Source organism: Arthrobacter sp. P1_C12_2, from assembly GCF_056406415.1.
Window position 1 is genome coordinate 68,117 of sequence record NZ_JBFUAF010000013.1, and the last position, 21,812, is coordinate 89,928.

A 21,812-nucleotide genomic window follows, 5' to 3' on the forward strand; every position below is an offset into this window, starting at 1 on the left:
CCGTCATGCCAGTGAATGCCCCGTCCGTGGTCCTCATCGGCGGCGGCCCGCGCACGGCCGGGCTGCTGGAACGCCTCGCCGCCAACCGGCCGGAGCTGCTTGCCGGCGCGCTCCAGATCCACGTCGTGGAGCCGCACACCCCGGGCGCCGGCAGGATCTGGCGTTACGAGCAGCATCCCGGGCTGATGCTCAACTCCGCCGCGGCGGATGTCACGATGTTCACGGATGCCTCCGTCCAGTGCGAGGGGCCTGCCGTCGACGGCCCCGGACTGGCAGAGTGGGCCGCCGGGGTCCTGGACGGCTCCATCGCGGATGTCCCGGAGCTCCCGCAGGAACTCCGGCGCCAGCTGGCCGCCCTCACCGGCGCCACCTTCCCCACCCGGCAGCTCCAGAGTGTTTACCTGGAATGGTTCTTCCGCCGCTCCGTCGCTGCCCTCGGACCGGACACCACCGTCACGGTGCACCGGGACACGGCGTCCGCCGTCGAACCCGTGCAGCGTGATCCTCAACGTGAGCCGGAACAGGGACGGCACCCGCGTCCCGGACAGGGTCCGGAACGCTACCGCGTCCGGCTGGCCGGCGGCGCGGTGCTGCACGCCGACGTCGTCGTCGCCTCCCTTGGGCACACCGATTCGCTGCCCGAGCCGGAGTCTGCCGTCTGGGCCGGTTTTGCCGCCCGGCACGGCGCGTTCCACGCGGCGCCCAGCTACACCACCGACGTCGACTATGCACCGCTCGCCGCCGGCCAGGACGTGATTGTCTCCGGCATGGGACTGGCCTTCGTGGACCTGCTGGTCCTGCTCATGGAGGGCCGCGGCGGCAGGTTCGAGGAGCTGCCCGACGGCGGCCTGCGCTACCTGCCCTCCGGAGCCGAGCCGCGGCTGTGGGCCGGGTCCCGCCGCGGCGTGCCCTACCACTCCAAGATCACGAACACCCTGCACGGCGACGCTGCGGGGGAGCCGGTGTTCTTCACCGCAGAAGCCGTCGCGGCGCTGCTGGATGCGCCCGGCGAGCTGGACTTCCGCGCCCAGCTGTGGCCCCTGATCGCCAAGGATGCCGGCTACGCGTACTACCGCGAGCTGTTCACCGGCTACCCGGGGCGGGTCCGTGTTGGCTGGCAGGAATTCGCCGAACGGTTCTCCGCCGCGGACTGGTACAGCCAGGACCGCCAGCGGCTGGTCACCGAGTCCGTCCCGGACGCTGAGCTCCACCTGGACCTGGAACGGCTGGACCATCCCTTCGCGGACAGCGTCTTCGCAGGCCACGCCGACGTCCAGGCCGCGGTGGCAGCGTACATTGGCCGCGATCTTGAGCTGCGCACCGGGCCGGACCATTCGGAGACTCTGGCCCTGTTCACTTCGCTGCTCAAGTCCTACATGGACCTGGGCCGGCTGGTGCCATCCGAGCGGCTGAACGCACGGTCGCAGCGCGAGGTCCAGGGCTGGTGGCACGGCTTCTTCAGCTTCGTCGATTCCGGGCCGCCGCCGCACAGGCTCCGGGAGATGCTCGCGATCCACCGGGCCGGGCTGCTGCAGTTCATCGGCCCGGGGCTGGAGATCGAGGCGGCGGAGTACTCGGGCCGGTTCGTTGCCCGCTCGGCCCAGGCCGGGATCACCGTGTCAGCGACGGCCCTGATCGAGGCCCGACTCCCGGCACCGTCGGTGGCCCGCTCCGCGAACCCGTTGCTGCGCCAGCTGCACACCTCCGGGCTCGGCACCGAGCAGCAACTCCTGACCGCGGACGGCACCCATGCGACCGGACGGCTCCTGGTGTCCGCCCACAACGAGCTGATCAGCCCGGTGGGGGAGCGGCGCGAGCGGCTGTTCGGCGTCGGGCCCGGGACCTCCGGCTGGGGCGCCGGCGCCTTCGCCCGGCCCCACAGCAACGCCGCGCCGTTCCGTGAAAACGACGCCCTGGCCCGGCGCATCCTGAACCTGCTGGCGAACCCCAGCGGCCAGGCCAACAATGAGCAAGCGGACAACGCCCGGGCGGACATCGGCCAAGCCGTGCCGCAGACCGCCGCCGGCGGAAAGGACCCGTCATGACCCCGTCAACACTGCACACCCCGCCCGTGGACACCCCGCCCTTGGACACATCCAGGCTCACGGTTCTGAACCTCGCCATGAGCGATCCCAGGGTCCGTCCGCTCCTGGATGAGCTCGCAGTCGAATACGACACCCGCTACGGCAACCTCTTCGGCCGGGGAGCCGCGGCGGAGGAACTCAACCGCTACCCGGCCGAGGAATTCGCCGCGCCGGGCGGGGCCCTGTTAATTGTGCGCGAGAACGCCGAATCCGTGGCCGGCGGAGCCTTCCGACGGCACGGCCCGCAGACCGCCGAGTTCAAGCGGATCTGGACGCATTCGGCACACCGCCGCCGCGGACTGGCCCGGTTTGTCCTCGCCGAGCTGGAGGAGCTGGCCGCCCGCCGCGGCTACCGGAAGGTCTACCTGACCACCGGCCCCCGCCAGCCCGAGGCTAAACACCTCTACCTGAGCACCGGCTACGAGGCACAGTTCGACCTCTCCGCCGACCCGGAAACCATCGGGCCGCTGGCATTCACCAAGGACCTGCCCGCAGGGTCACGCCGGGGGCCGTCCCGGCGATAGAGTGCAGAACAGGTCGGCGCGACTTCCGTACCGTGCCAGTATCGCCTCAGCCGCGCATTCGCGGCGCCGAAGTACCCGGGAGTCATCAGTGCGGCCTGGATCCAAGCCCACCATCCGCGACGTCGCGCAGACGGCCGGGGTGTCCCTGACCACTGTCTCCTACGTGCTCTCCGGCCGCTCCGGCGGCACCACCCGGATCAGCGAGGCCACCCAGGACCGGGTGCACTCCGCGGTCCGCGAACTTGGCTATGTGGCCAACCGTGCTGCCCGCGGAATGCGCCGGGGCCGGACGGAGCTGGTGGCCGTGGCCGTCGCGGACCTCGAGCAGCCCCGGGACAGGGCGATCGCCACGGTGCTGGCCAGGATCCTGCCGGAGCACGGCTACCAGGCGGTCATCCTGCTGGGCGGGAGCTGGCGGCCGTTCATGCTCGCCGGCGGCGCCGACGGCGTGATCCACACCCGCGCGCCGGAGTCGGGCGACGATTCCGCGGCCATGGCGGAGTTCGCCGGCCGCGGCGCGGCCCAGGTGCTCATTACGGACGGTGCCGGGGCCGGCAGCCTCGCGGTCCAGGGCAGACACGATGTGGTCCCCGCCGGAACGGATACCCCGGAGATCCTGGCCGAGCGCGCCGTCACTCTGCTGCTCGGACAGTTGCGGGGCCAGGACCACGCTTAGGCTTTCAGCGCGGAGGCCCCCGGTGCTGTGTTCTGCGTTGCGGTTTCCTGCGTTGCGGTCTCCCGGATGGGACGCCGGGCCAGCCACGCCGCCACGATCGCGCCGGAGACGTTGTGCCACAGGGAGAAGACGGCAGAGGGCAGCGCGGCCAGCGCGCCGAAGTGCGCCGTAGCGAGGGTGGCCGCCAGGCCGGAATTCTGCATCCCCACCTCGAAGGCGAGGGCCCTGCGCGCCTTGTCATCCAGGCGCCCCAGCTTGCCGGCCAGGTAGCCCAGGCCCAGGCCGAAGCCGTTGTGCAGCACCACGGCGAGGAACACGATTCCACCCGCAGCGACAATCTTGCTGGCGCTGCCGGCCACCACGACCGCGACGATCAGGGAAATCACGACGGCGGACGCCCACGGCAGCGCCGGCAGGACCCTGGCCACGAGCTTGCGGAGGAAGAGGCGGGCCAGCAGGCCGGCAATGACGGGCAGGAGGACGGTCTTGACGATGTCCTGGACCATGCCGCCGGCGTCGATGCTCAGGTACGAACCGGCCAGGAACAGCACCAGCAGCGGCGTCACGATCGGGGCGATCAGGGTGGACACGGAGGCGACGGCCACGGACAGGGCGACGTCGCCCTTGGCGAGGAACGCCATCACGTTGGAGGCGGTGCCCGACGGCGCGCAGCCCACCAGGATCAGGCCCACCGCAAGTTCCGTCTCGAGGTGGAGGCCGACGGCGATCAGCCAGCCTGCCCCCGGCATGATGACGTAGTGCGCCACGATTCCCAGGGCCACGGCCCAGGGGCGCTTGGCCACCGAGGCGAAATCGGGCGGCGTCAGCGTCAGGCCCATGCAGAACATGATGATGCCCAGGAGGAAGGGCACGCTGGGCGCGAGGGGTTTGAATGCCCCGGGGAAAAGGAAGCCGGCGAGCCCGGCCACCACGACGAGGATCGGGAAGACCGTCACCGCGATGCGGGCAATCTTGGCCTCGGCGGCGAGGGCGGGATTGGCGGGGACATCGGCGGCAGCGCCCGTGTCGCGGGCGGTATTCGGAGTTTTGGTTGCCTCAAGCATCCAAGCATGGTGCCACCGGCGTTCACGGGGCGGCCACTTCGTGACCACATGCCGGGCAAATATGTCAGATTTTTGGGCACCCGTCCGGGGGTGAGGCCCGACGGGTAGGGTTCATTGGGTGGGTGAGCCCAAAACGGCGAACTCCCCACCCCTCCGGCGCGACGCAGCGCCCCACATTCCCTGAATTCTGCACATTCTTTGAAATCTGGAGGCCGTTGTGCCTTCTTGACCACGAACGGAGCCAGCGATGGCCACCAGAATCGAAGCGAAGGCCCCGGTCTACACGCCCGAGCAACTGCAATCGGTCGCAGGTGCCTTGAGGTCCCCGCGCCGGCTCAAGACCGAGGTCCTGGGCGGACTCGTCGTGGCCCTGGCCCTGATCCCAGAGGCGATCGCCTTCTCGATCATCGCCGGCGTGGACCCGAGGATCGGGCTCTTTGCCTCCTTCACGATGGCGGTGACGATCGCCATCGTAGGCGGGCGCCCCGCGATGATCTCGGCGGCCACCGGCGCCGTCGCCCTGGTGACCGCCCCTCTCGTGAAGTCCCACGGCCTGGATTACCTTGTTGCGGCGGTGATTCTGGCCGGCATTTTCCAGATCGTCCTGGGCCTTTCCGGCGTGGCCAAACTGATGCGCTTCATCCCGCGCCCGGTCATGGTGGGCTTTGTGAACGCCCTGGCCATCCTGATCTTCCTGTCGCAGGTGCCCGAGCTGATCGGCGTGCCCTGGCTGGTCTACCCGCTCACCGCGCTGGGCCTGCTGATCGTCTTCGGTCTGCCCAGGCTCACCAAAGCCGTCCCAGCACCGCTCGTGGCCATTCTGGCCCTGACGCTCATCACCGTGACGGCCGCCGTCGGCGTTCCCACTGTGGGGGACAAGGGCGCACTGCCGGACTCGCTGCCGTCCCTGTCCCTTCCCGCTGTGCCGTTCACGCCCGAAACGCTGCAGGTCATCTTCCCGTTCGCCCTGGCCATGGCCTTCGTCGGGCTGCTCGAATCCCTCATGACCGCGAAGCTCGTGGATGACATCACGGACACGCGTTCATCCAAGACCCGCGAGGCCTGGGGGCAGGGTGTCGCGAACATCGTCACCGGCTTCTTCGGCGGCATGGGAGGCTGCGCCATGATCGGCCAGACCATGATCAACGTCAAAGCCTCCGGCGCCCGCACCCGGATCTCCACGCTCCTGGCCGGCGTTTTCCTGCTCGTCCTCGTGGTGGCCCTCGGCGACATCGTGTCCCTCATTCCGATGGCCGCGCTCGTGGCCGTCATGATCTTCGTCTCCGTCGCCACGTTCGACTGGCACAGCATCCGGCCCGCCACGCTCAAGGCGCTGCCCAAGAGCGAAACCGCGGTTATGGCGGCCACGGTGGCGGTCACCGTTGCCACCCACAACCTGGCAATCGGCGTCGGCGTTGGCGTAATCGTCGCGATGGTCCTGTTCGCCCGGCGGGTGGCCCACTTCGTGACGGTGGAGCGCTCCGTGACGGAGGACGACGGCGGCCCGCGCGCCACCTATCGGGTCGATGGCGAGCTTTTCTTCGCCTCCTCGAACGACCTCTACACCCAGTTCGAGTACGCCCTGGACCCGGAACGCGTGGTCATTGACATGCGCGACTCCCATCTGTGGGATGCCTCCACGGTCGCCGCTTTGGACGCCATCACCGAGAAGTACCGGCAGCACGGCAAGAGCGTCGACGTCGTCGGTCTGAACGAGGCCAGCGCCCTGATGCGCGAACGCCTGGCCGGCAAGATCGGCGCCGGAAACTAGCCGGCACGGCGCCCGTCCGGGGGTAATAGGTCATGCGTTTGGGTCTTTTTGTTTGCCCTGGTGCCGCCTACCGTGGAACCACGGCGCCGCCCAGCCGGGTGGCCGGAGCATGGAGGTATATCCAATGACGACGCACGTAGCCGACTGCAGCGTGAGCAATTGCTCCTTCAACGATCACTCCAACTGCAACGCGGCCGCCATTACCGTCGGCGGCGCTGAAGATCATGCCTCCTGCGCGACCTTCATCGACATCGGTGTGCACGGCGGGCTGCCCAAGGTGCTGGCCGACGTCGGCGCCTGCCAGCGTTCTGAATGCGCCCACAATGACCATCTGATGTGCAAGGCACCCGAAGTTCACGTGGGCCCGGGGGTCGACAACGCTGATTGCCTCACCTACGCCCACAAGTAAGCCGCACGCGACTTCCGCGCCCATCGACGCCGGACTTTCCCCACCTTTGAAGTCGGCGCCCCGCGTGTCGGGCCGAACCGCCGGTGAATCCCGGCGTCGGGGTGTCAAAGGTGGGGAGAATCCACGCAGGCACGCATCCACGCAGGCAGCCAAGGCAGACAGGCGGGCAGCGCAGGGAAGGGCGTCCGCGGACGCAGGCCCACGCTAGCCCTGGGTGAGCCGGTACCGCTCGATCTGCTTGAGCCGCCGCTGGAGGCTGTCGCGCCGGGGGTGCGGGACGGCGTCGGCCGGCTCGGCGGTGAGCTCGATGTGTTCGGTGCCGTACTGCCACAGCAGCAGGTCGTCGAGCAGCCGGTCCGGGCCGGGGGAGTAGCGGTGGTCCAGGGCCTTGCGGACCTCGGTGATCCGGTTGGCGCTGAGCAGCCCGGCGAGCTGCACGGTCTGATTGAGGCCATGGGCGGCCATGAGCTCCGCGGCCCAGCCCCAGTCGTCGTCGACTTTCCGGTCCACGTGCGGCAACAGGGTCCGCCACACGTCGCGGATCCGGTTGGGCGTCAGCTGCGCGCCGCCCTCGCCGTCCACATCCCAGTAACTGCGGACCTCCTCGTAGCGCTCATGCAGGTCCGAGAACGCGCTCTCCACGGTCTCCAACATGGCGGCCGTGGCGGTGAACTGGCGGTCGAAGTGCGGGGTCCAGGCCCGCGGGTCCTCGGCCTTGAAACGGATGTCGTGCTCGATCTCGCTCCATGCGTGGGCGAACACTGTGCGGATCTGGCACTCGAAGAAGTAGCTGCCGTTCGCCGGGACGTCCGGGTTGAAGGCCAGCTGGTAGTCCTTGACGGCCTCGTTCTGGATGGTCCGCAGGATCAGGTGCCGGCTGGAATAGCCGTACGTGCCCGACTCGATCGAGCCGATGTCCTTTTCGCGGTCCCCCCGGCAGTCAAAGAGCTGGCGCTGGCGCTTGATCAGATTGGCCACCACCGCGTTTTCCGCCGGCAGCTTGGTGATCACACGGATGCCCACCATGTCGTTCAGGGTCCGGAACGGGTCCGGGAACTTCAGCACAGGAGGCCCGCCAGGTTCCAGCGGTTCCTCCGTGCGGGAGATCTTCTCGCGGAAGGATTCAACGGTCTTGGTGCGGCCGGTGACGAACAATGGCGTGACTTCGGTGTCCTTGAGCATGGTCCGCAGCGTGAGCAGCACCTCCCGGGTGACCAGCTTCAGGGCAGGCCGGACCCGCTCGTACAACTCCACGTTCTCCTGCACGGAATCGCGCAGGCTCACGTCCAAACGGTCCCAGTTGCTCGCCATGGATCCAGCTTACGGCGCACCGCCGACACCGGCCCGCAGGCTGGCACCGCCGGGCACGCCCGCAGGCACTCGTGCAGCAGCCGACTTCAGCACCCGCCACCGCCGCCGCTATAAGGCGGTGTGCAAGGCAGCGCATGGGCGGCATTTAAGGGTCCCGGCCTGCGCGGGGCCGCTTGGCGCCCAAGGTAGGCTCAGCACATGGCTGAAATGCGGCGACGGGCTATGATCGTGGCCGCAGCGGCGGTGACTATGGGGGCAGTCTCCGCCGCCTGTTCACCGGGCCCCAAGGAGGACGCTGTGAAGAGGCACAAGTACCAATATGGCGAGGACCCCAGCCAGTGGGGTGAGCTTTTCCTCCCGGAGCTTGCCACGCCCAAGGGTGTGGTGGTGGTGATCCATGGCGGCTACTGGCGTTCCCAGTACGGCGCAGAACTTGGCGAGCCCCTTGCCAAGGACCTCGCCGCGCACGGCATGGCAGCCTGGAACCTGGAGTACCGGCGGGCCGGAAACGGCGGAGGCTGGCCCAACACGTTTGCCGACGTCCTGGCCGGAATCGACAAGCTCGGTGAGCTCGCCGACGAGCACGGGCTGGGACTGGACCGCGTGGTGGCCCTGGGCCACTCGGCCGGCGGTCACCTCGCCGTCTGGGCGGCAGGACGCAGCCGGCTCGCCGGACTCGGAGCCCCGGACGCGGACCGCCAGCTGACGCGTCGCGGCAACGACGACGGCGCGGTGCAGCTCACCGGCGTCGTCAGTCAGTCGGGGCTGCTCAACCTCGCGGCGGCCGAGCGGCTCAACCTCAGCAACGGTGCCGTCAGCAACTTCCTTGGCGGCTCGTCCGAGAAATATCCCAAACGGCATAAATTTGCGGACCCCATGACCGCGGTGCCGCTGGGCGTGCCCGTATATGCCGTCCACGGCACCGAGGACGATACCGTGCCGGTGAGCCAGTCCGAGACCTACGCCGGAGCAGCCAAGGCGGCCGGGGCGCCGGTCCAGTTGCTCAAGGTCCCGGGCGACCACTTTGCGCTCATTGATCCGAAGGCACCCGCCTACCGGAAATGCCGTGAACTCGTGCAGCAGCTGCTGGTCTGAAGTCCGGCCGGTCAGGTTGCCGGCCAGTCGCCCGTCCGGCTGCCGGCCAGTCGCCCGTCCGGCTGCCGGCCAGTCGCCCCCGGCCCCGCTGGCCGCCGAAAGCGAATACACTGGACCGCAGGTGCGCCGGGAAGTCTGGTCGGCATAGTTCCGTCGACCCCATTTTGAGGATCCCATGAGCGCCTTGCCCCCTTCGCCAACACCGCCTCCTCCTACGCCGCCGCGTCTGACCATCTTTGGCCGGGGCAGCTACACCGAGGCCCTGCGGATCGGCGAAATCCTCCGCAAGGAAACCGTGGGCGGCGCGCTGCTGGTCGCCGCGGCGCTGGTCGCCCTGGTGTGGGCCAACTCCCCGGCCTGGGAAAGCTACTTCGCGCTGCGCGACTTCACCATCGGCTACGCGCCCTGGCATCTGGACCTGAGCCTGGGCGCATGGGCCGCAGACGGCCTGCTCGCCATCTTCTTCTTCCTGGTCGGGCTCGAACTCAAGCGCGAATTTGTCGCCGGCGACCTGCGCCAGCCGAGCAAATCCGTGGTTCCGGTGGCCGCCGCCGTGGGCGGTGTGGCCGTTCCGGCACTCATCTACGCGGCCATCAACCTCTCCGGCACCGAGACCCTGCACGGCTGGGCCATTCCCACCGCCACTGACATCGCCTTCGCCGTCGCGGTGCTGGCGCTCATCGGTTCCCACCTTCCCAGTGCGCTGCGGATCTTCCTGCTGACCCTCGCCGTTGTGGACGACCTCCTGGCCATCGCCATCATCGCGGTCTTCTACACGAGCGACCTGCACCCCGAGCCGCTCCTGCTCGCGCTGCTCCCGCTGGGCCTCTACACGTTCCTGGTGCACAAATACCGCCGGTTCTTCGGCACGCACGCGGCGGCAGCCTGGGTGATCCTGCTGCCGCTCGGCGTAGCGACGTGGGCCCTCGTGCACGCGTCAGGCATCCACGCCACCGTGGCCGGGGTCCTCCTCGGATTTGCCGTTCCCGTCAAACGCTCCAGGGCCAGCGGAGGCCCTGAGGCCGGCCCGGGCCTGGCAGAGATCTTCGAACACCGGTTCCGCCCGATTTCTGCCGGGATCGCCGTCCCGGTCTTCGCGTTCTTTTCCGCAGGGGTGGTCATTGGCGGCTGGCAGGGCCTCGGTGCCGCCCTGACGGACCCCGTGGCGGTGGGCATCATCGTGGCGCTCGTGGTCGGAAAACCGGCCGGGATCCTCGGCACCACATGGCTCATCACCAAAGTCACGCGGGCCCGGCTGGACGGGTCCTTCAAATGGATCGACGTCTTCGGCCTCTCGATCCTGGCGGGCATCGGTTTCACGGTGTCGCTGCTGCTGGCCGAGTTGAGCTTCGGGCAGGGCAGTGCGCACGAGGACCACGCGAAGGTGGGGATCCTCGCGGCCTCCCTGCTCGCCGCGCTCCTGGCCACCGTGGTGCTCCGGGCCCGCAACCAGCAGTACCGGCGGGCGGAGGAGGAGGAAAAGGTCGACTCGGACCACGACGGCATCCCGGACGTCTACCAGCGGGACACCGGGGCCGGCTAAGGCTAGATTTGAGATGGAGCAGGAGGGGCTGCCCGACATACCTTTGATACCCCAAGGGGTATCATTGTGCAGCTGGATATTCGCGCCGGGCCGACCGGCGCCCTCGAAAGGAACAGGCATGAAGAGCATCTCCGTCAAGGACCTGGCCGCACTGGGCGACGCCACCGAAATCGTCGATGTCCGTGAGGAAGACGAATACGTCGCGGTCCGCGTTCCTGGTGCCAGGAGCATCCCGCTCTCACGGTTCGTCCAGTCCCTCACCGAGGTTCCGGCCAGCGGAACCGTCTACGTCATGTGCGCCGCCGGCGGCCGCAGCGCCCAGGCCACCACCTACCTGGAAGACCAGGGGTACGACGCCGTCAACGTCACCGGCGGGATCATGCAGTGGCAGGACGAGGGACACCCCGTCAACCGGGGCTGACCTTAAGCTGACCTTAAAGGGGCTGTCCTTACCGGAGGGGCCATGGAAGTCATCGTCATCGAGACCCCGCAGCTCGGGGACCGGAGCTACCTGGTCCACGACGGCTCGGTGGCGCTGGCGATCGACCCGCAGCGCGACACTGACCGCATCGAGGCGGCCGCCCGCGACGCCGGGGTGGCCATCACGCACGTGGCCGAAACGCACCTGCACAATGACTACATCACCGGCGGGCTGATCCTGGCCCGGGCCCACGGCGCCAGCTATCTCGTGAACGCCGCCGACCTCGTCGCGTTCGAGCGCACGCCCGTCACGGACGGCCAAACGGTCCGGGTGGGCTCGCTCACGGTCACCGCGGTCGCCACGCCGGGCCACACGCACACCCACTTATCGTTCATCGTGGACGACGGCGGGAAGCGGGCCGTCTTCTCGGGCGGCAGCCTGCTGTACGGCTCGGTGGGCCGCACCGACCTTGTCGCCGAGGCGGACACGGTCGGCTTAACCCACGACCAGTACGCCTCGGTCCGGCGCCTCGCCGCCGCGGCCGGCCATGACGCCGCGCTGTTCCCGACGCACGGATTCGGCTCGTTCTGCTCCTCCGGACCCGCCACCGGCGCCCGGTCCTCCACCATCGGCGAGCAGCTTGCCGCCAACCACGCCCTGACGGACCCCGACGAGGACCACTTCGTCCGCCAGCTCATCGCCAACCTCACGGACCACCCCTCTTACTACGCCCACATGAGCCCGGCCAATGTTCGGGGCCCGGGCCCCGCGGAGCTGGCCGTTCCGGCATCGCTCGATGCCGCCGAGCTCATCCGGCGCCTGGACGACGGCGAGTGGGTGGTGGACCTGCGCCGGCGCGTGGCGTTCGCCAACAGCCACCTCAAGGGCAGCGTCAGTTTTGAGTATGGCTCCGGTTCCAGTTTCACCACCTATCTCGGCTGGGTGCTGCCGTGGGGCGAACCACTGACACTGGTGGGTTCGCGGGAAGACATTGAGGGCGCCATCCGCGACCTCTCCCGGATCGGCATCGAATCCCCGGACGCCGCCGTCGGGACCGAGCCGCACGTCCTGGCGCCGCAGGCCGGAATGGCCTCCTACCCGCGCGTGGGCTGGGACGGCGTGCTCGCCGGCCGGGCGCCTGAGGACACCGTTCTGGACGTGCGCCGGGCCGACGAATTCGCCGCTGCCAAGGTGCTGGGCGCGGTCAACGTGCCGCTGCACGAGCTGTTGCTGCGCCTCGGGGACGTCCCCGCGGGGAAGCTCTGGGTGCACTGCGGTTCCGGGTACCGTGCCGGGATCGCCGCCAGCCTCCTGGCGCGGGCGGGCCGCGACGTGGTCCACGTCGACGCCAGGTTCGCCAGCGCCGCGGCCGCCGGGATCGCCCTGGAAACCACCGCGGCCGGGCCGCCGGGGAGCGCCGGCGGCCTGGGGAGCGCGGTCGGCCCGGCGGAGGCGGGCTGATGCGGGCGGTGCGCTCAACACTCGGCGCCGGAACGGATTCTCTGGCAGAGTATGGTCATGCTCACAGTTATTGGCGAGGGGCTGGTTGATGTAGTCCAGCGGTCCTCCGGCGTCCAGGCCCATGTCGGCGGCAGTCCCCTCAACGTGGCGGTGGGGCTGGCGCGGCTGGACCATCCGGTCCAGTTCATTGGCCGCTACGGCCGCGATGCGTATGGCGAGGCCCTGGCTGCCCACCTGAAGTCGAGCTCCGTGCTGCTCCCGGTGGGAGCTGATGAGCTGCCCACCAGTGTGGCCGCCGCTTTGATCGACGACGCCGGCGCCGCCACCTACACGTTCGACCTCGCCTGGGAGCTTCCCGGCGTCGCGGCCCGCCTGCCGTTCCTGCTCCAGGGAACCACGCTGCTGCACACCGGATCCATCGCCACCATGCTGGCGCCCGGCGCCGCCGAGGTGCTTGCCGCCGTCGAGCGCGCCCACCCGTCCGCCACCATAAGCTTCGACCCGAATTGTCGCCCCAGCATCATCCCGGACGTGGACTACGCCCGCGGGCAGGCCGAAAAGTTCGTGACCCTCGCTGACGTTGTGAAAGCCTCCGACGAGGACCTCGAATGGCTCTACCCGGGGGTTGACCCGCTGGACTCGGCCCGCCGTTGGCAGGCTCTGGGCGGCTCCGAAGGGCCGGCCATGGTGGTCGTAACCCGCGGCAGCAAGGGACCCTGGGGCATCAACGCCGCAGGTGAGGCGGAGTTCCCCGCCCCCGAGATCAACGTCGCGGACACAGTCGGGGCGGGGGATTCGTTCATGGCCGCGCTGCTGTCCGGCGTGGTGGACCTGGGCCTGGACGGGGCACAAAACCGCAAGGCCCTGCGCGAACTCTCCGCCGAAAACCTCCGCGATCTCCTCGCCCATGCCTCCCGGGCAGCGGCAGTCACCGTGTCCCGCGCCGGCGCCAACCCGCCCACCCGCGCGGAGCTGGCACGGATGGAAATGGGGGCACAGCCCCTGCAGTGAGTGAGTGAAAGGCAGCCATGACACGCCACGATTTTCCGGTGTTCCCTGTCCGCAGTGACTCCTTCGCGGAGGGCCAGACGCTCCCGCCTGCCCAGCGCAGCGGCAAGATGCGCGCCGGCGGCCAGGACGAATCCCCGCAGCTGAGCTGGAGCGGCGCCCCGGCCGGCACCAAGGGCTATGCAGTCACCATGTTCGATCCCGACGCCCCGGGCCGCGGCGGCTTCTGGCACTGGGCCGTGCTGGACGTCCCCGCCGACGTCACGTCGCTGCCGGCGGGGGCGGGCGCCGAGGGCGGCAGGCTCCTTCCCCCGGGCGCCATCCAGTTAAGGAACGACGGCGGGTTCCACGGCTATCTGGGCGCGGCACCGCCTCCCGGGCACGGGCCGCACCGCTACGTCATCACCGTCCACGCGCTCGACATCGCACCGTCCGGACTGAATGAGCACACCGCTCCGGGCAGCCTGGAAGCGAAGCTGTCGCGGCACACCCTGGGCCGTGGCACGCTCACCGGCATCCTCGAACGCCACTGAGCACGCCGCCGCCCGCCGTCGAGTTCGCCGGAAACACTCCAGTTCGCCGGAATTTTCCGGCGAACCCGACGCGGTCCGGCGATCTCGGCGACTGCCGCCGCGAAGGCCGGCTGTCCCGGCGCACGTAGACTGGCACTATGCGGCTGGTAGCAAGTGACATTGACGGAACGATCCTCGGCCATGACGGCAAAATCAGCGACCGGACCGTCCGCGCGTTCCATGCGTGCCGCGACGCCGGGCTGGAACTGGTGTTCGTCACCGGACGTCCGCCGCGTTGGCTCCACCCCCTGCAGGACCAGTTGGGGCACACCGGAACGGTCATCTGCTCCAACGGCGCCGTCGTGTGGGACCTCGAGGCAGACCGCCTGCTCTCGGCGCGGACACTGGACCTCGACGCCATGTTCGAGGTCCGCCGCATCATCAAGCGGTTGCGTCCGTCCGCACGGTTTGCCGCCGAAACCCTGACGGGCTTCCACCTGGAACCGGGCTTCATCGAAGAGGGCGCCAGCAAACTGCTCGCGGAATTCACCCCGGCCCCGCTGCACACCACCCTCACGGAGGCGGACGCCGTGGCGAAGTTCCTGGCCATTGTCCGGGAAGGCACCGCCGACGAGTTCCTGGCCGAGGTGACGCCCGCCGTCGCCCATCTGGCCGCCGCGACGCACTCGGCGCCGAATATGGCCCTGCTGGAGCTCTCCCTGCCGGGCGTGAACAAGGCCGTGGCCCTGGCTGAATATGCGGCGTCCCTCGGCATCGACGCCGCGGACGTGGTGGCATTCGGGGACATGCCCAACGACATCGAGATGCTTCGCTGGGCCGGGCACGGCTACGCGATGGCCAGCGGCCACCCGGAAGCGATCCGGGCCGCCGGCCAGCAGGCCCCGCACTTCGACGACGACGGCGTCGCCCAGATCCTCGAGTCCAAGCTCGCCGAACTCGGCGTCCGGCTGGCCTAAGGCCCAGGCACCGCGGCCCTCGTCCCCGCCCAGCTCCCCTCGGACACCGGATTCCCAGCAGACGGTCAACTGGCGTTCACCTTGGCCTCCTAGGCTGGAAGCTCGCGACGAATCGTTTGACCGATAGTGGGGACATCATGGCCAGGCACCGCATCAACAACACGGACGATCAACCCCTGCACCCGGTGGAGCCGGACCGGCACTGGAGGCAGCTGCGCCAGGGCGACCGCGTCAGCGTCCGGCTGGCCCCTGGCTTCGAGACGGGTGGCCTTGTGGACGCCGTGACGGCGGACCACAGTGCGGTCTGGGTGGACCTCGACGGCGGCCGCGGCCGCACGCTGCTGCACTGCAGCGACGGCGTCGAAATCCGCCAGCACCGCTCCTGACACCCCGCCCGCCAACCCCCGGTCCACGGCCCCGGTGCCGGCAGATCAAGGCTCGGGTACGCTTCAGGAGTGACTGACCTGCACCCCTACTTTGCCCTCGGCGGCAATCGCGACGGCGGTCCGGAGGACGCCGCCACCCGGGTTCCGGGTGACCCCCGGGCGCCGATGGCCATGGCCCACCGGGGCTTCTCACTGGACGGGCTGGAGAACTCGATGGCCGCGTTCCGCGCCGCCGTCGACCTCGGGTTCCGGCACCTGGAGACGGACGTGCACACCACGGCCGACGGCGTGCTGGTGCTCTTCCACGACAAAACCCTGGACCGGATTACCGAGGGGCGGGGCAGGATCGCGGACCTTCCGGCCTCAACCGTGGACCTGGCCAGGATCGGCGGGACCGAACCGATCCCGCGGTTTGAGGAGCTGATCGCGGCCTTCCCCGACGTCCGGCTCAATGTCGACGTCAAGGACTGGAACTCCGTGGGCACCCTGGCCTCGGCGATCGAACGCCACGGACTGCACGACCGCGTGCTGGTGGCCAGTTTCTCGGACCGGCGGCGACGCGCGGTGCTGAAGCAGCTGAGCCGTCCCGCCGCGAGCTCGGCCGGCATCGTGTCCAATGCCGTGTTCGTCCTGCTGGGCCCCGTGCTGCCGACGCCGCTGATGTCCGCCGTGGCGCGCCGGGCACTGCGCGGAGTCCACGCCCTGCAGGTCCCCGTCCGCTACGGCGCCGTGCCCGTGGTGACGCCGGGCTTCATCCGGCGGGCACACCGGCACGGCCTGCAGGTCCATGTGTGGACAGTCAACGAGCCCGCGGAAATGCACCGGCTGCTGGACCTTGGCGTCGATGGGATTGTCACGGACCGCGCGGACCTGCTCAAGGCGGTCCTCCAGGAGCGCGGGACCTGGGCCTAAACACCGCGTCGCCTCAGCACGCCGGGACCGCCGGACTGGCAGGATAGATCCATGCGCATCCTCATCGCCCCGGACAAGTTCAAGGGCTCCCTCACTGCCGTCGAAGCCGCCGCCGCCATCGCCGAAGGCGCCCTGCGCGTCTACCCCGAGGCCGAGGCCATCCAGTTTCCGGTGGCCGACGGCGGCGAAGGGACCCTCGAGGCGGCCGTCGCTGCCGGCTACGAGGAACGGCTCAACGCAGTGGTCGGCCCGATCCTGGCCCCGATCGGTGCCGCGTGGGCCATCCGCGCGGATGCCTTCGGCGGGGCCACCGCGGTGATTGAAACGGCGCAGGCCTCCGGGCTGGCGCACATGGAGCCCACGCCGGCCAACGCGCTGCGCGCCCACAGTTATGGCTGCGGCCAGCTGATCGCCGCCGCGCTGGACGCCGGTGCCACGGAAATCGTGCTGGGCGTGGGCGGTTCGGCCATGAGCGACGGCGGCAGCGGCGCACTCCGCGCCCTCGGGCTCAAGCCGTTGGACACCGCCGGCAACGTGGTGCCCCTTGGCGGCGGATCACTCGCCGACGTCGCGTCCGTGGACACCAGCGGCCTCGACCCGCGGCTGGCCGGGGTGAAGTTCAGGATCGCCGTCGACGTTCAAAACCCGCTGTACGGCAGCGACGGGGCCGCACACGTGTTCGGTCCGCAAAAAGGCGCCGACGCCGATGCGGTGGAGCTGCTCGACGCCGGCCTGCGCAACTGGGCCTCGGTCCTGCGCGAGTCGACGGGCCGGGACGTCAACGTGCCCGGCGCCGGCGCGGCCGGCGGGTTCCCGGCGTCGTTCCTGGCCTTCAGCACCGCCGCCCTGGAAGGCGGCTTCGAGCTGGTGGCCGGCCTCACCGGGCTGGACGCGAAACTCGCGGTGGCTGATTTGGTCATTACCGGTGAAGGCTCCATGGACAGCCAATCGCTGACGGGCAAGGCACCGATCGCCCTCGCCGATGCCGCCCAGGCCCTCGGCATTCCGGTGATCGTGGTGGCGGGCCGGATCCTCGTCACCCCGGAAGACCTCGCCCGTCACGGCGTGGTGGCCGCGGCGCAACTGCTGGACGTCGCCGGCAGCCCGCAGGACGCTGTCGCCAACGCCGCCAAGTACCTGGCCTGGGTCACCAGCCAGGTCCTCGAAGGCGCCTAGCGCACCTGCAGGCTCGCTGCCGTGCTGAGCGCCGTGCCGTTTAGGCGCCGGTTTCGTAGTGCGGTTCGGCCACAGGTTTCGACTCGGGGGAGCCCTTCTCGCGCAGGTAGACCGAGGCGCCCACCAGGACCGCCACCGCGAGGAATTCGCTTTGCCAGTTCTGGAAGGACTCGAACCAGAAGCGGCTCGTCGCCAGGTAGCCCAGCACCGTCACGGTGGGCTGCCCGTGCGCCTCCTGGTCACTGTTGTAGTCGTCCGCGCCGCCAACCGCGTGCAGGATGAAGGACGCCACGAACAGCAGCAGGAACATGATCGACAGCGAGTGTTCGTAGAGCTTGAGCACCCAGCCGCCGCGGCGCACCGGCCACGGGGTCGATACCTTGAGCCTGGCCTGCCTGGGGTCCTCGTCCTGCGGGGCGGGGCTGCCCATGGGCTTGGACTCGGAGGACCCCTTCTGGAACAGGAAGACGGTCAAGAGGACATACATGCCCATCTGCAGGAATTCCGATTCCCAGTTCTCGAATGTTGCCTCCAGGAAGGACCCGGTGCCAAGGTACTGCAGCAGGGTCACGGCCGGCTCGCCGTGGGCCGTCTGCTCGTCGCTGTAGGTGCTCGCTCCGCTGAGGATCATGCCGCCGAAAAACACGACAAACAGCCCGATGTTGGCCAGCAGCAGTCCGTGTTCCTTGACCCACTTGCCCATGGTTCCGCCCGTGCCTGCGGTGCGCCGATCATGTGAAACGTTTGTCATCGTGACTCCTCCTCGCGGGCCTGCCGACGGATCCGGGCAGGGACAAGAACCAGTAGCAGTACCAGTACGGCCAGCAATCCGACGCCAGCTATCACGCCCGCCGTCCGGCCCAGGGTGACGTCGAAGATCAGGGACGTGGTCCCCACGCTCAGCAGCCCGACGCCGGCCAGTGAGAACTTGGCGATGGTATCGGCGCTGGCCACGAGCGTGGCCTTCAGCCCCTGCCGGAACAGCCGGCGGTGCACGCTCACCGGCAGCAGGATCGTGGCCGTGGTGAGGGCGGCCAGGACGACGTTGGCGAGGTACAGGCGGGTTTGGTAATCATCCAGCGTCTCGAAGCGCGCCTGGAACGGCAGCGTCAGGAGGAAGCCGGCGAGGAGTTGGACCCCGGTCTGGAGAACGCGCAGTTCCTGCAGCAGTTCGGCCCAGTTGCGGTCCATCCGCTCAGCACGTGATTCGTCCCTGCCGTCATCCTTCGGCGCCACTGGGCCTGTCATTGGTGCTCCTCCGCGCAATCCTGAAACCAATTGTGAACCTGCCGCCGCGTGCGGCCCACCCTCAACCTAGGCTTGAAAGTTGATAAAAGACAAGTCGGTAGTAAGTTTACTGATCACTTTGCGGTTAGGGTAGAAACTGTTTACTTCACGGGGATGATTTCGGAAGGCCCGGCCAGCGCCGGCCCGAGAGCATCGCTGGAAACCGACGCATTGGTTAGGTGGACTATGAGTGACGCAAGCAGCACGGCAGCCGGCGCCTCCAGCGGAGGCGGCAAGCAGCAAGACCAGCCGCGCGATCCCCGCGCCGGCTACCACTCGGGCCCGTTCCCGGAACAGGTCCAGAAACAGCCCGGCCTCACCTCGCCCATGGAGCCCAAACCGGACCATGGCGAGGAAAGCTACCGGGGCAGCGGTGCCCTGAGCGGCAAAGCCGCCCTCATCACCGGCGGTGACTCCGGAATCGGCAAGGCGGTGGCGATCGCGTTCGCCCGCGAGGGCGCCGACGTCGCGATCTCCTATCTGCCGGAGGAGGAAGAAGACGCCCAGGACACCGCCGAGTGGATCCGAAAGGCCGGCAGCAAGGCCCTGCTGCTTCCCGGCGACGGCCGCAGTGAGGACTTCGCCGGGCACATCGTTGAGGCGACCCTGGCCGAATTCGGGGGCCTCGATGTTCTGGTCCTGAATGCGGCGTACCAGAAGAACCGTGACAGCTTGGAATCGCTCCCCACCGAAGAGTTCGACCGCGTCTTCAAAACCAATCTGTACTCCCTGCTCTGGACCGCCCGTGCCGCGGTCCCGCACCTGGGAACGGGGGCGTCCATCATCACCACCGCGTCGATCCAGGCCTTCAACCCGTCCCCGGAACTCATCGACTACGCCATGACCAAGGCAGCCCAAGTGGCTTTCACCAAGGCGCTGGCCCAGGAGCTCGGGCCGAAGGGAATCAGGGTCAACGCCGTGGCCCCGGGTCCCATCTGGACGCCGCTGATTCCGGCCACCGAGTGGCCCGAGAAACTGCCGTCCTTCGGCCAGGACACACCACTTCAACGGGCGGGCCAGCCGGCTGAGCTCGCGGCCGCCTACGTGCTTCTCGCCTCGGAACACGGTTCCTACATTTCCGGAGCGGTGCTTCCGGTTACCGGAGGCAAAGGCCTCTGAGTCCGCTTCGATCCCGTCCAAATCCAGCTAGTCCCATTTCCAGCAACAGGAGGACTGACATGACTGAAAACCAGCAGGATCCCAAGAGCGTCACCGAAGAAGCGGGCGGCTACGGCACGCCGACCGCCGAGCAGGAAATGCCCGCCGGTGACGCGACAAACGGCGATGAGAAGAAATTTGCCCAGCCCCGCGAAGAAGAGGCCTTCGAAGCCGCGGGGCTGAACCAGGACAGCCCCGACGGCGAGACGTATCCGGCCGGTGCACCGGACCTGAGCCAGTTCGGCGCCCAAGACCAAGACAGTGCAGGAGAACCCGGAGCCGGACGCTTCGGAGGAACGGAGGAACAAATGAGTTCAGAAAACGCCAGCGCAACCCCCGGCTTCGACCACGACGCCCAGGAGGACGCCGTGCCCTCCTCCGAGGCGGAGATGGACGAGGCCAACACCGAAAAGCCGGACGCCGGGCGACCCTTCTCCTCCGAGCCAGGGCAGGACGCGGCGGGGCTGCCGGACGGCTCAGGGACGGACTTGCCGGAGAGCAAGTCGCCGAAGGACCGCGACGATGACAAGGACGCCTTCGACGCCGGCTAGCCCCGTCGCTGCCGCCGCGCCCGCCGCAAAGAGGGCTCTGACAGCGAAAGAGGCCGGACTCCTGCCTGTGGGCGGTGTCCGGCCTCTTTCGTCTGCGGGATGGCGCCCGCTCGGGCGCTGCTTAGCGGCGCTTCTTGGGGTTCCGCTTGACGGCTGCCTTGACCGCAGCCGTTGAGGCCGCGGCCGGCGCGGTATCTTCAGTTTCCGGCTCGGTCACCGTGCCGCGCACCTTCGCGATCGCCTTCATGCCGTGGTAGATCACCAGGGCGGCGGCCGAGCCGAGCGCGATCCCGGTGAACTTGAGGTCGCCGATGGTCCAGGTGTAGTCGGCAATCCCGACGATGAGGGCGACGGCGGCCGTGGTCAGGTTGATCGAGTTGGAGAAGTTCACCTTGTTCTGGACCCAAATCTTCACGCCCAGCACGCCGATCATGCCGTAGAGCATAGTGGCCGCGCCGCCCAGGACGCCGGCGGGGACAGTGGCGATGAGTTCGCCAAACTTCGGGGAGAAGCTCAGGATCACAGCGAAGACGCCGGCCACCCAGTACGCCGCCGTCGAATACACCTTGGTGGCAGCCATGACGCCGATGTTCTCGGCGTACGTGGTGGTCCCGGACCCGCCGCCAAGTCCGGCAAGTACAGTGGCGGCGCCGTCGGCCAGCAGCGCCCGGCCGGAGACGCCGTCGAGGTTCTGCCCCGTCATGGCGGACACGGACTTTACGTGGCCGATGTTCTCCGCCACCAGCACCAGCACCACCGGCACGAAGAGGCCGAGGACGCCGAGGTGGAATTCGGGAGTCTGGAAGTGCGGCAGACCCACCCACGCCGCGCCGTCCATTTTGGCGTAGTCCACCTCGCCCCGGATCACGGCAACAAGGTAGCCCGCCAGGACGCCCACCAGGATGCTCAGCCGGCCCAGGATGCCGCGGAAAAGCACGCTGACCACGATGATGACGGCCAGCGTGATGAAGGCGGTCACCGGGGCCTGGTCGAAGCTGGCCTTCGCCGCGGGCGCCAGGTTCAGCCCGATCAAAGCCACGATCGCGCCGGTCACGATCGGCGGCATGACCCGGTTGATCCAACCGGCGCCGAACTTCTGCACCACGGCGCCAACGATGGCGAGGGTCGCACCGGCCAGCACCACCCCGCCCAGCGCCCCGGGGATGCCGAACTGCTGCTGGGAAGCCATGATTGGCGCGATGAACGCGAAGCTGGAACCGAGGTAGCTCGGCACGCGCCCCTGGGTGATGACCAGGAACAGCAGGGTGCCGATGCCGGAGAAGAACAGGGTGGTGGCCGGCGGCATGCCCGTGATGATCGGGACCAGGAAGGTGGCGCCGAACATGGCCACGACGTGCTGCATCCCGATCCCTACCGTCAGGGGCCAGGTGAGCCGCTCATCCGGCCTGACGACCTCACCGGGGCGGACGGACTTGCCGGTGCCGTGGAGCTTCCATTTGGTGCCGAGCATGCTCATTGCCGGGAG

General features: G+C 68.9%; 22 protein-coding genes. 17 read left to right on the plus strand and 5 right to left on the minus strand.

What is annotated here, in order from left to right:
* The first annotated feature begins 5 nt into the window (after positions 1-5).
* The 3 genes from AC1DZQ_RS14685 to AC1DZQ_RS14695 all read left to right on the plus strand — a co-directional run bounded on the left by AC1DZQ_RS14685 (position 6) and on the right by AC1DZQ_RS14695 (position 3,284).
* Positions 6-2,045, plus strand: coding sequence for an FAD/NAD(P)-binding protein (locus tag AC1DZQ_RS14685; protein ID WP_476964222.1), 2,040 nt, complete (start codon positions 6-8; stop codon positions 2,043-2,045).
* Complete coding sequence (locus AC1DZQ_RS14690; RefSeq protein WP_476964223.1) at positions 2,042-2,608, plus strand: GNAT family N-acetyltransferase; 567 nt, start codon at positions 2,042-2,044, stop codon at positions 2,606-2,608. The genes AC1DZQ_RS14685 and AC1DZQ_RS14690 overlap by 4 nt, the downstream gene beginning before the upstream one ends.
* Before the next feature lie 88 nt (positions 2,609-2,696).
* Entirely contained in the window at positions 2,697-3,284 is a 588-nt protein-coding gene (locus AC1DZQ_RS14695) for a LacI family DNA-binding transcriptional regulator (RefSeq protein ID WP_476964224.1), read from the plus strand.
* Here the strand turns inward: AC1DZQ_RS14695 and AC1DZQ_RS14700 are convergent.
* A complete protein-coding gene (locus AC1DZQ_RS14700; protein ID WP_476964225.1) occupies positions 3,281-4,348 on the minus strand; it encodes a bile acid:sodium symporter family protein in 1,068 nt (355 codons plus the stop codon). The two genes, AC1DZQ_RS14695 and AC1DZQ_RS14700, sit on opposite strands and share 4 nt — an antisense overlap.
* Positions 4,349-4,595: 247 nt before the next feature.
* Between AC1DZQ_RS14700 and AC1DZQ_RS14705 the strand changes: the two genes are divergently transcribed.
* Together AC1DZQ_RS14705 and AC1DZQ_RS14710 are read left to right on the plus strand one after the other, a co-directional pair.
* A complete protein-coding gene (locus tag AC1DZQ_RS14705) occupies positions 4,596-6,119 on the plus strand; it encodes a SulP family inorganic anion transporter (protein WP_476964226.1) in 1,524 nt (507 codons plus the stop codon).
* 124 nt (positions 6,120-6,243) lie between these two features.
* Positions 6,244-6,528, plus strand: coding sequence for a DUF1540 domain-containing protein (locus tag AC1DZQ_RS14710; RefSeq protein WP_476964227.1), 285 nt, complete (start codon positions 6,244-6,246; stop codon positions 6,526-6,528).
* Between the two features lie 204 nt (positions 6,529-6,732).
* Here the strand turns inward: AC1DZQ_RS14710 and AC1DZQ_RS14715 are convergent, their stop codons facing one another.
* Entirely contained in the window at positions 6,733-7,839 is a 1,107-nt protein-coding gene (locus AC1DZQ_RS14715) for a GTP pyrophosphokinase (RefSeq protein ID WP_476964228.1), read from the minus strand.
* A gap of 297 nt (positions 7,840-8,136) precedes the next feature.
* On the opposite strand from AC1DZQ_RS14715, the gene AC1DZQ_RS14720 reads away from it, so the two are divergent.
* From AC1DZQ_RS14720 to AC1DZQ_RS14765, 10 genes are all read left to right on the plus strand, one after another.
* Positions 8,137-8,934: an alpha/beta hydrolase gene (locus AC1DZQ_RS14720; RefSeq protein WP_476964229.1), complete on the plus strand. Its 798-nt coding sequence runs from the start codon at positions 8,137-8,139 to the stop codon at positions 8,932-8,934.
* Positions 8,935-9,109: 175 nt separating this feature from the next.
* Positions 9,110-10,477 (plus strand): Na+/H+ antiporter NhaA, encoded by a 1,368-nt coding sequence (gene nhaA, locus AC1DZQ_RS14725; RefSeq protein ID WP_476964230.1) that lies wholly within the window; start codon positions 9,110-9,112, stop codon positions 10,475-10,477.
* A 118-nt stretch (positions 10,478-10,595) separates the two neighbouring features.
* Positions 10,596-10,898 carry a rhodanese-like domain-containing protein gene (locus tag AC1DZQ_RS14730; RefSeq protein ID WP_476964231.1) on the plus strand — a complete coding sequence of 101 codons (303 nt, stop codon included), beginning with the start codon at positions 10,596-10,598 and terminating at the stop codon, positions 10,896-10,898.
* A 42-nt stretch (positions 10,899-10,940) separates the two neighbouring features.
* Positions 10,941-12,359 carry an MBL fold metallo-hydrolase gene (locus tag AC1DZQ_RS14735; RefSeq protein WP_476964232.1) on the plus strand — a complete coding sequence of 473 codons (1,419 nt, stop codon included), beginning with the start codon at positions 10,941-10,943 and terminating at the stop codon, positions 12,357-12,359.
* 57 nt (positions 12,360-12,416) lie between these two features.
* The gene (locus AC1DZQ_RS14740) at positions 12,417-13,370 is read left to right on the plus strand and encodes a carbohydrate kinase family protein (RefSeq protein ID WP_476964233.1); all 954 of its coding nucleotides are present in this window, start codon (positions 12,417-12,419) and stop codon (positions 13,368-13,370) included.
* A gap of 17 nt (positions 13,371-13,387) precedes the next feature.
* On the plus strand, positions 13,388-13,900 hold the full coding sequence (locus AC1DZQ_RS14745) for a YbhB/YbcL family Raf kinase inhibitor-like protein (RefSeq protein ID WP_476964234.1): 513 nt from the start codon (positions 13,388-13,390) through the stop codon (positions 13,898-13,900).
* Between the two features lie 137 nt (positions 13,901-14,037).
* The gene (locus AC1DZQ_RS14750) at positions 14,038-14,856 is read left to right on the plus strand and encodes an HAD family hydrolase (protein ID WP_476964235.1); all 819 of its coding nucleotides are present in this window, start codon (positions 14,038-14,040) and stop codon (positions 14,854-14,856) included.
* A 137-nt stretch (positions 14,857-14,993) separates the two neighbouring features.
* Positions 14,994-15,242 carry a hypothetical protein gene (locus AC1DZQ_RS14755; RefSeq protein WP_476964236.1) on the plus strand — a complete coding sequence of 83 codons (249 nt, stop codon included), beginning with the start codon at positions 14,994-14,996 and terminating at the stop codon, positions 15,240-15,242.
* 69 nt (positions 15,243-15,311) lie between these two features.
* Entirely contained in the window at positions 15,312-16,154 is an 843-nt protein-coding gene (locus tag AC1DZQ_RS14760) for a glycerophosphodiester phosphodiesterase family protein (RefSeq protein ID WP_476964237.1), read from the plus strand.
* A 51-nt stretch (positions 16,155-16,205) separates the two neighbouring features.
* On the plus strand, positions 16,206-17,330 hold the full coding sequence (locus tag AC1DZQ_RS14765; RefSeq protein ID WP_476964238.1) for a glycerate kinase: 1,125 nt from the start codon (positions 16,206-16,208) through the stop codon (positions 17,328-17,330).
* A gap of 40 nt (positions 17,331-17,370) precedes the next feature.
* Here AC1DZQ_RS14765 and AC1DZQ_RS14770 read toward each other — a convergent pair whose 3' ends face one another.
* Both AC1DZQ_RS14770 and AC1DZQ_RS14775 read right to left on the minus strand, forming a co-directional pair.
* Positions 17,371-18,081 carry a DUF6766 family protein gene (locus tag AC1DZQ_RS14770; RefSeq protein WP_476964239.1) on the minus strand — a complete coding sequence of 237 codons (711 nt, stop codon included), beginning with the start codon at positions 18,079-18,081 and terminating at the stop codon, positions 17,371-17,373.
* Positions 18,078-18,578, minus strand: coding sequence for a DUF6328 family protein (locus AC1DZQ_RS14775; protein ID WP_476964240.1), 501 nt, complete (start codon positions 18,576-18,578; stop codon positions 18,078-18,080). The genes AC1DZQ_RS14770 and AC1DZQ_RS14775 overlap by 4 nt, the downstream gene beginning before the upstream one ends.
* 225 nt (positions 18,579-18,803) lie before the next feature.
* Between AC1DZQ_RS14775 and AC1DZQ_RS14780 the strand changes: the two genes are divergently transcribed.
* Positions 18,804-19,736, plus strand: a complete 933-nt coding sequence (locus tag AC1DZQ_RS14780) for an SDR family oxidoreductase (RefSeq protein ID WP_476964241.1) — start codon at positions 18,804-18,806, stop codon at positions 19,734-19,736.
* A 59-nt stretch (positions 19,737-19,795) separates the two neighbouring features.
* On the plus strand, positions 19,796-20,326 hold the full coding sequence (locus AC1DZQ_RS14785) for a hypothetical protein (RefSeq protein WP_476964242.1): 531 nt from the start codon (positions 19,796-19,798) through the stop codon (positions 20,324-20,326).
* A gap of 121 nt (positions 20,327-20,447) precedes the next feature.
* Here the strand turns inward: AC1DZQ_RS14785 and AC1DZQ_RS14790 are convergent, their stop codons facing one another.
* Entirely contained in the window at positions 20,448-21,803 is a 1,356-nt protein-coding gene (locus tag AC1DZQ_RS14790; protein WP_476964243.1) for a uracil-xanthine permease family protein, read from the minus strand.
* Positions 21,804-21,812 lie beyond the last annotated feature (9 nt).

What these genes read in the sequence shown, in the direction of transcription:
- AC1DZQ_RS14685 (WP_476964222.1), top strand. Translation starts at nt 6, where the DNA reads ATGCCAGTGAATGCCCCGTCCGTGGTCCTCATCGGCGGCGGCCCGCGC.
- AC1DZQ_RS14690 (WP_476964223.1), top strand. Translation starts at nt 2,042, where the DNA reads ATGACCCCGTCAACACTGCACACCCCGCCCGTGGACACCCCGCCCTTG.
- AC1DZQ_RS14700 (WP_476964225.1), bottom strand. Translation starts at nt 4,348, where the DNA reads ATGCTTGAGGCAACCAAAACTCCGAATACCGCCCGCGACACGGGCGCT.
- AC1DZQ_RS14705 (WP_476964226.1), top strand. Translation starts at nt 4,596, where the DNA reads ATGGCCACCAGAATCGAAGCGAAGGCCCCGGTCTACACGCCCGAGCAA.
- AC1DZQ_RS14710 (WP_476964227.1), top strand. Translation starts at nt 6,244, where the DNA reads ATGACGACGCACGTAGCCGACTGCAGCGTGAGCAATTGCTCCTTCAAC.
- AC1DZQ_RS14715 (WP_476964228.1), bottom strand. Translation starts at nt 7,839, where the DNA reads ATGGCGAGCAACTGGGACCGTTTGGACGTGAGCCTGCGCGATTCCGTG.
- nhaA (WP_476964230.1), top strand. Translation starts at nt 9,110, where the DNA reads ATGAGCGCCTTGCCCCCTTCGCCAACACCGCCTCCTCCTACGCCGCCG.
- AC1DZQ_RS14730 (WP_476964231.1), top strand. Translation starts at nt 10,596, where the DNA reads ATGAAGAGCATCTCCGTCAAGGACCTGGCCGCACTGGGCGACGCCACC.
- AC1DZQ_RS14735 (WP_476964232.1), top strand. Translation starts at nt 10,941, where the DNA reads ATGGAAGTCATCGTCATCGAGACCCCGCAGCTCGGGGACCGGAGCTAC.
- AC1DZQ_RS14740 (WP_476964233.1), top strand. Translation starts at nt 12,417, where the DNA reads ATGCTCACAGTTATTGGCGAGGGGCTGGTTGATGTAGTCCAGCGGTCC.
- AC1DZQ_RS14745 (WP_476964234.1), top strand. Translation starts at nt 13,388, where the DNA reads ATGACACGCCACGATTTTCCGGTGTTCCCTGTCCGCAGTGACTCCTTC.
- AC1DZQ_RS14750 (WP_476964235.1), top strand. Translation starts at nt 14,038, where the DNA reads ATGCGGCTGGTAGCAAGTGACATTGACGGAACGATCCTCGGCCATGAC.
- AC1DZQ_RS14755 (WP_476964236.1), top strand. Translation starts at nt 14,994, where the DNA reads ATGGCCAGGCACCGCATCAACAACACGGACGATCAACCCCTGCACCCG.
- AC1DZQ_RS14765 (WP_476964238.1), top strand. Translation starts at nt 16,206, where the DNA reads ATGCGCATCCTCATCGCCCCGGACAAGTTCAAGGGCTCCCTCACTGCC.
- AC1DZQ_RS14770 (WP_476964239.1), bottom strand. Translation starts at nt 18,081, where the DNA reads ATGACAAACGTTTCACATGATCGGCGCACCGCAGGCACGGGCGGAACC.
- AC1DZQ_RS14775 (WP_476964240.1), bottom strand. Translation starts at nt 18,578, where the DNA reads ATGACAGGCCCAGTGGCGCCGAAGGATGACGGCAGGGACGAATCACGT.
- AC1DZQ_RS14780 (WP_476964241.1), top strand. Translation starts at nt 18,804, where the DNA reads ATGAGTGACGCAAGCAGCACGGCAGCCGGCGCCTCCAGCGGAGGCGGC.
- AC1DZQ_RS14785 (WP_476964242.1), top strand. Translation starts at nt 19,796, where the DNA reads ATGACTGAAAACCAGCAGGATCCCAAGAGCGTCACCGAAGAAGCGGGC.
- AC1DZQ_RS14790 (WP_476964243.1), bottom strand. Translation starts at nt 21,803, where the DNA reads ATGAGCATGCTCGGCACCAAATGGAAGCTCCACGGCACCGGCAAGTCC.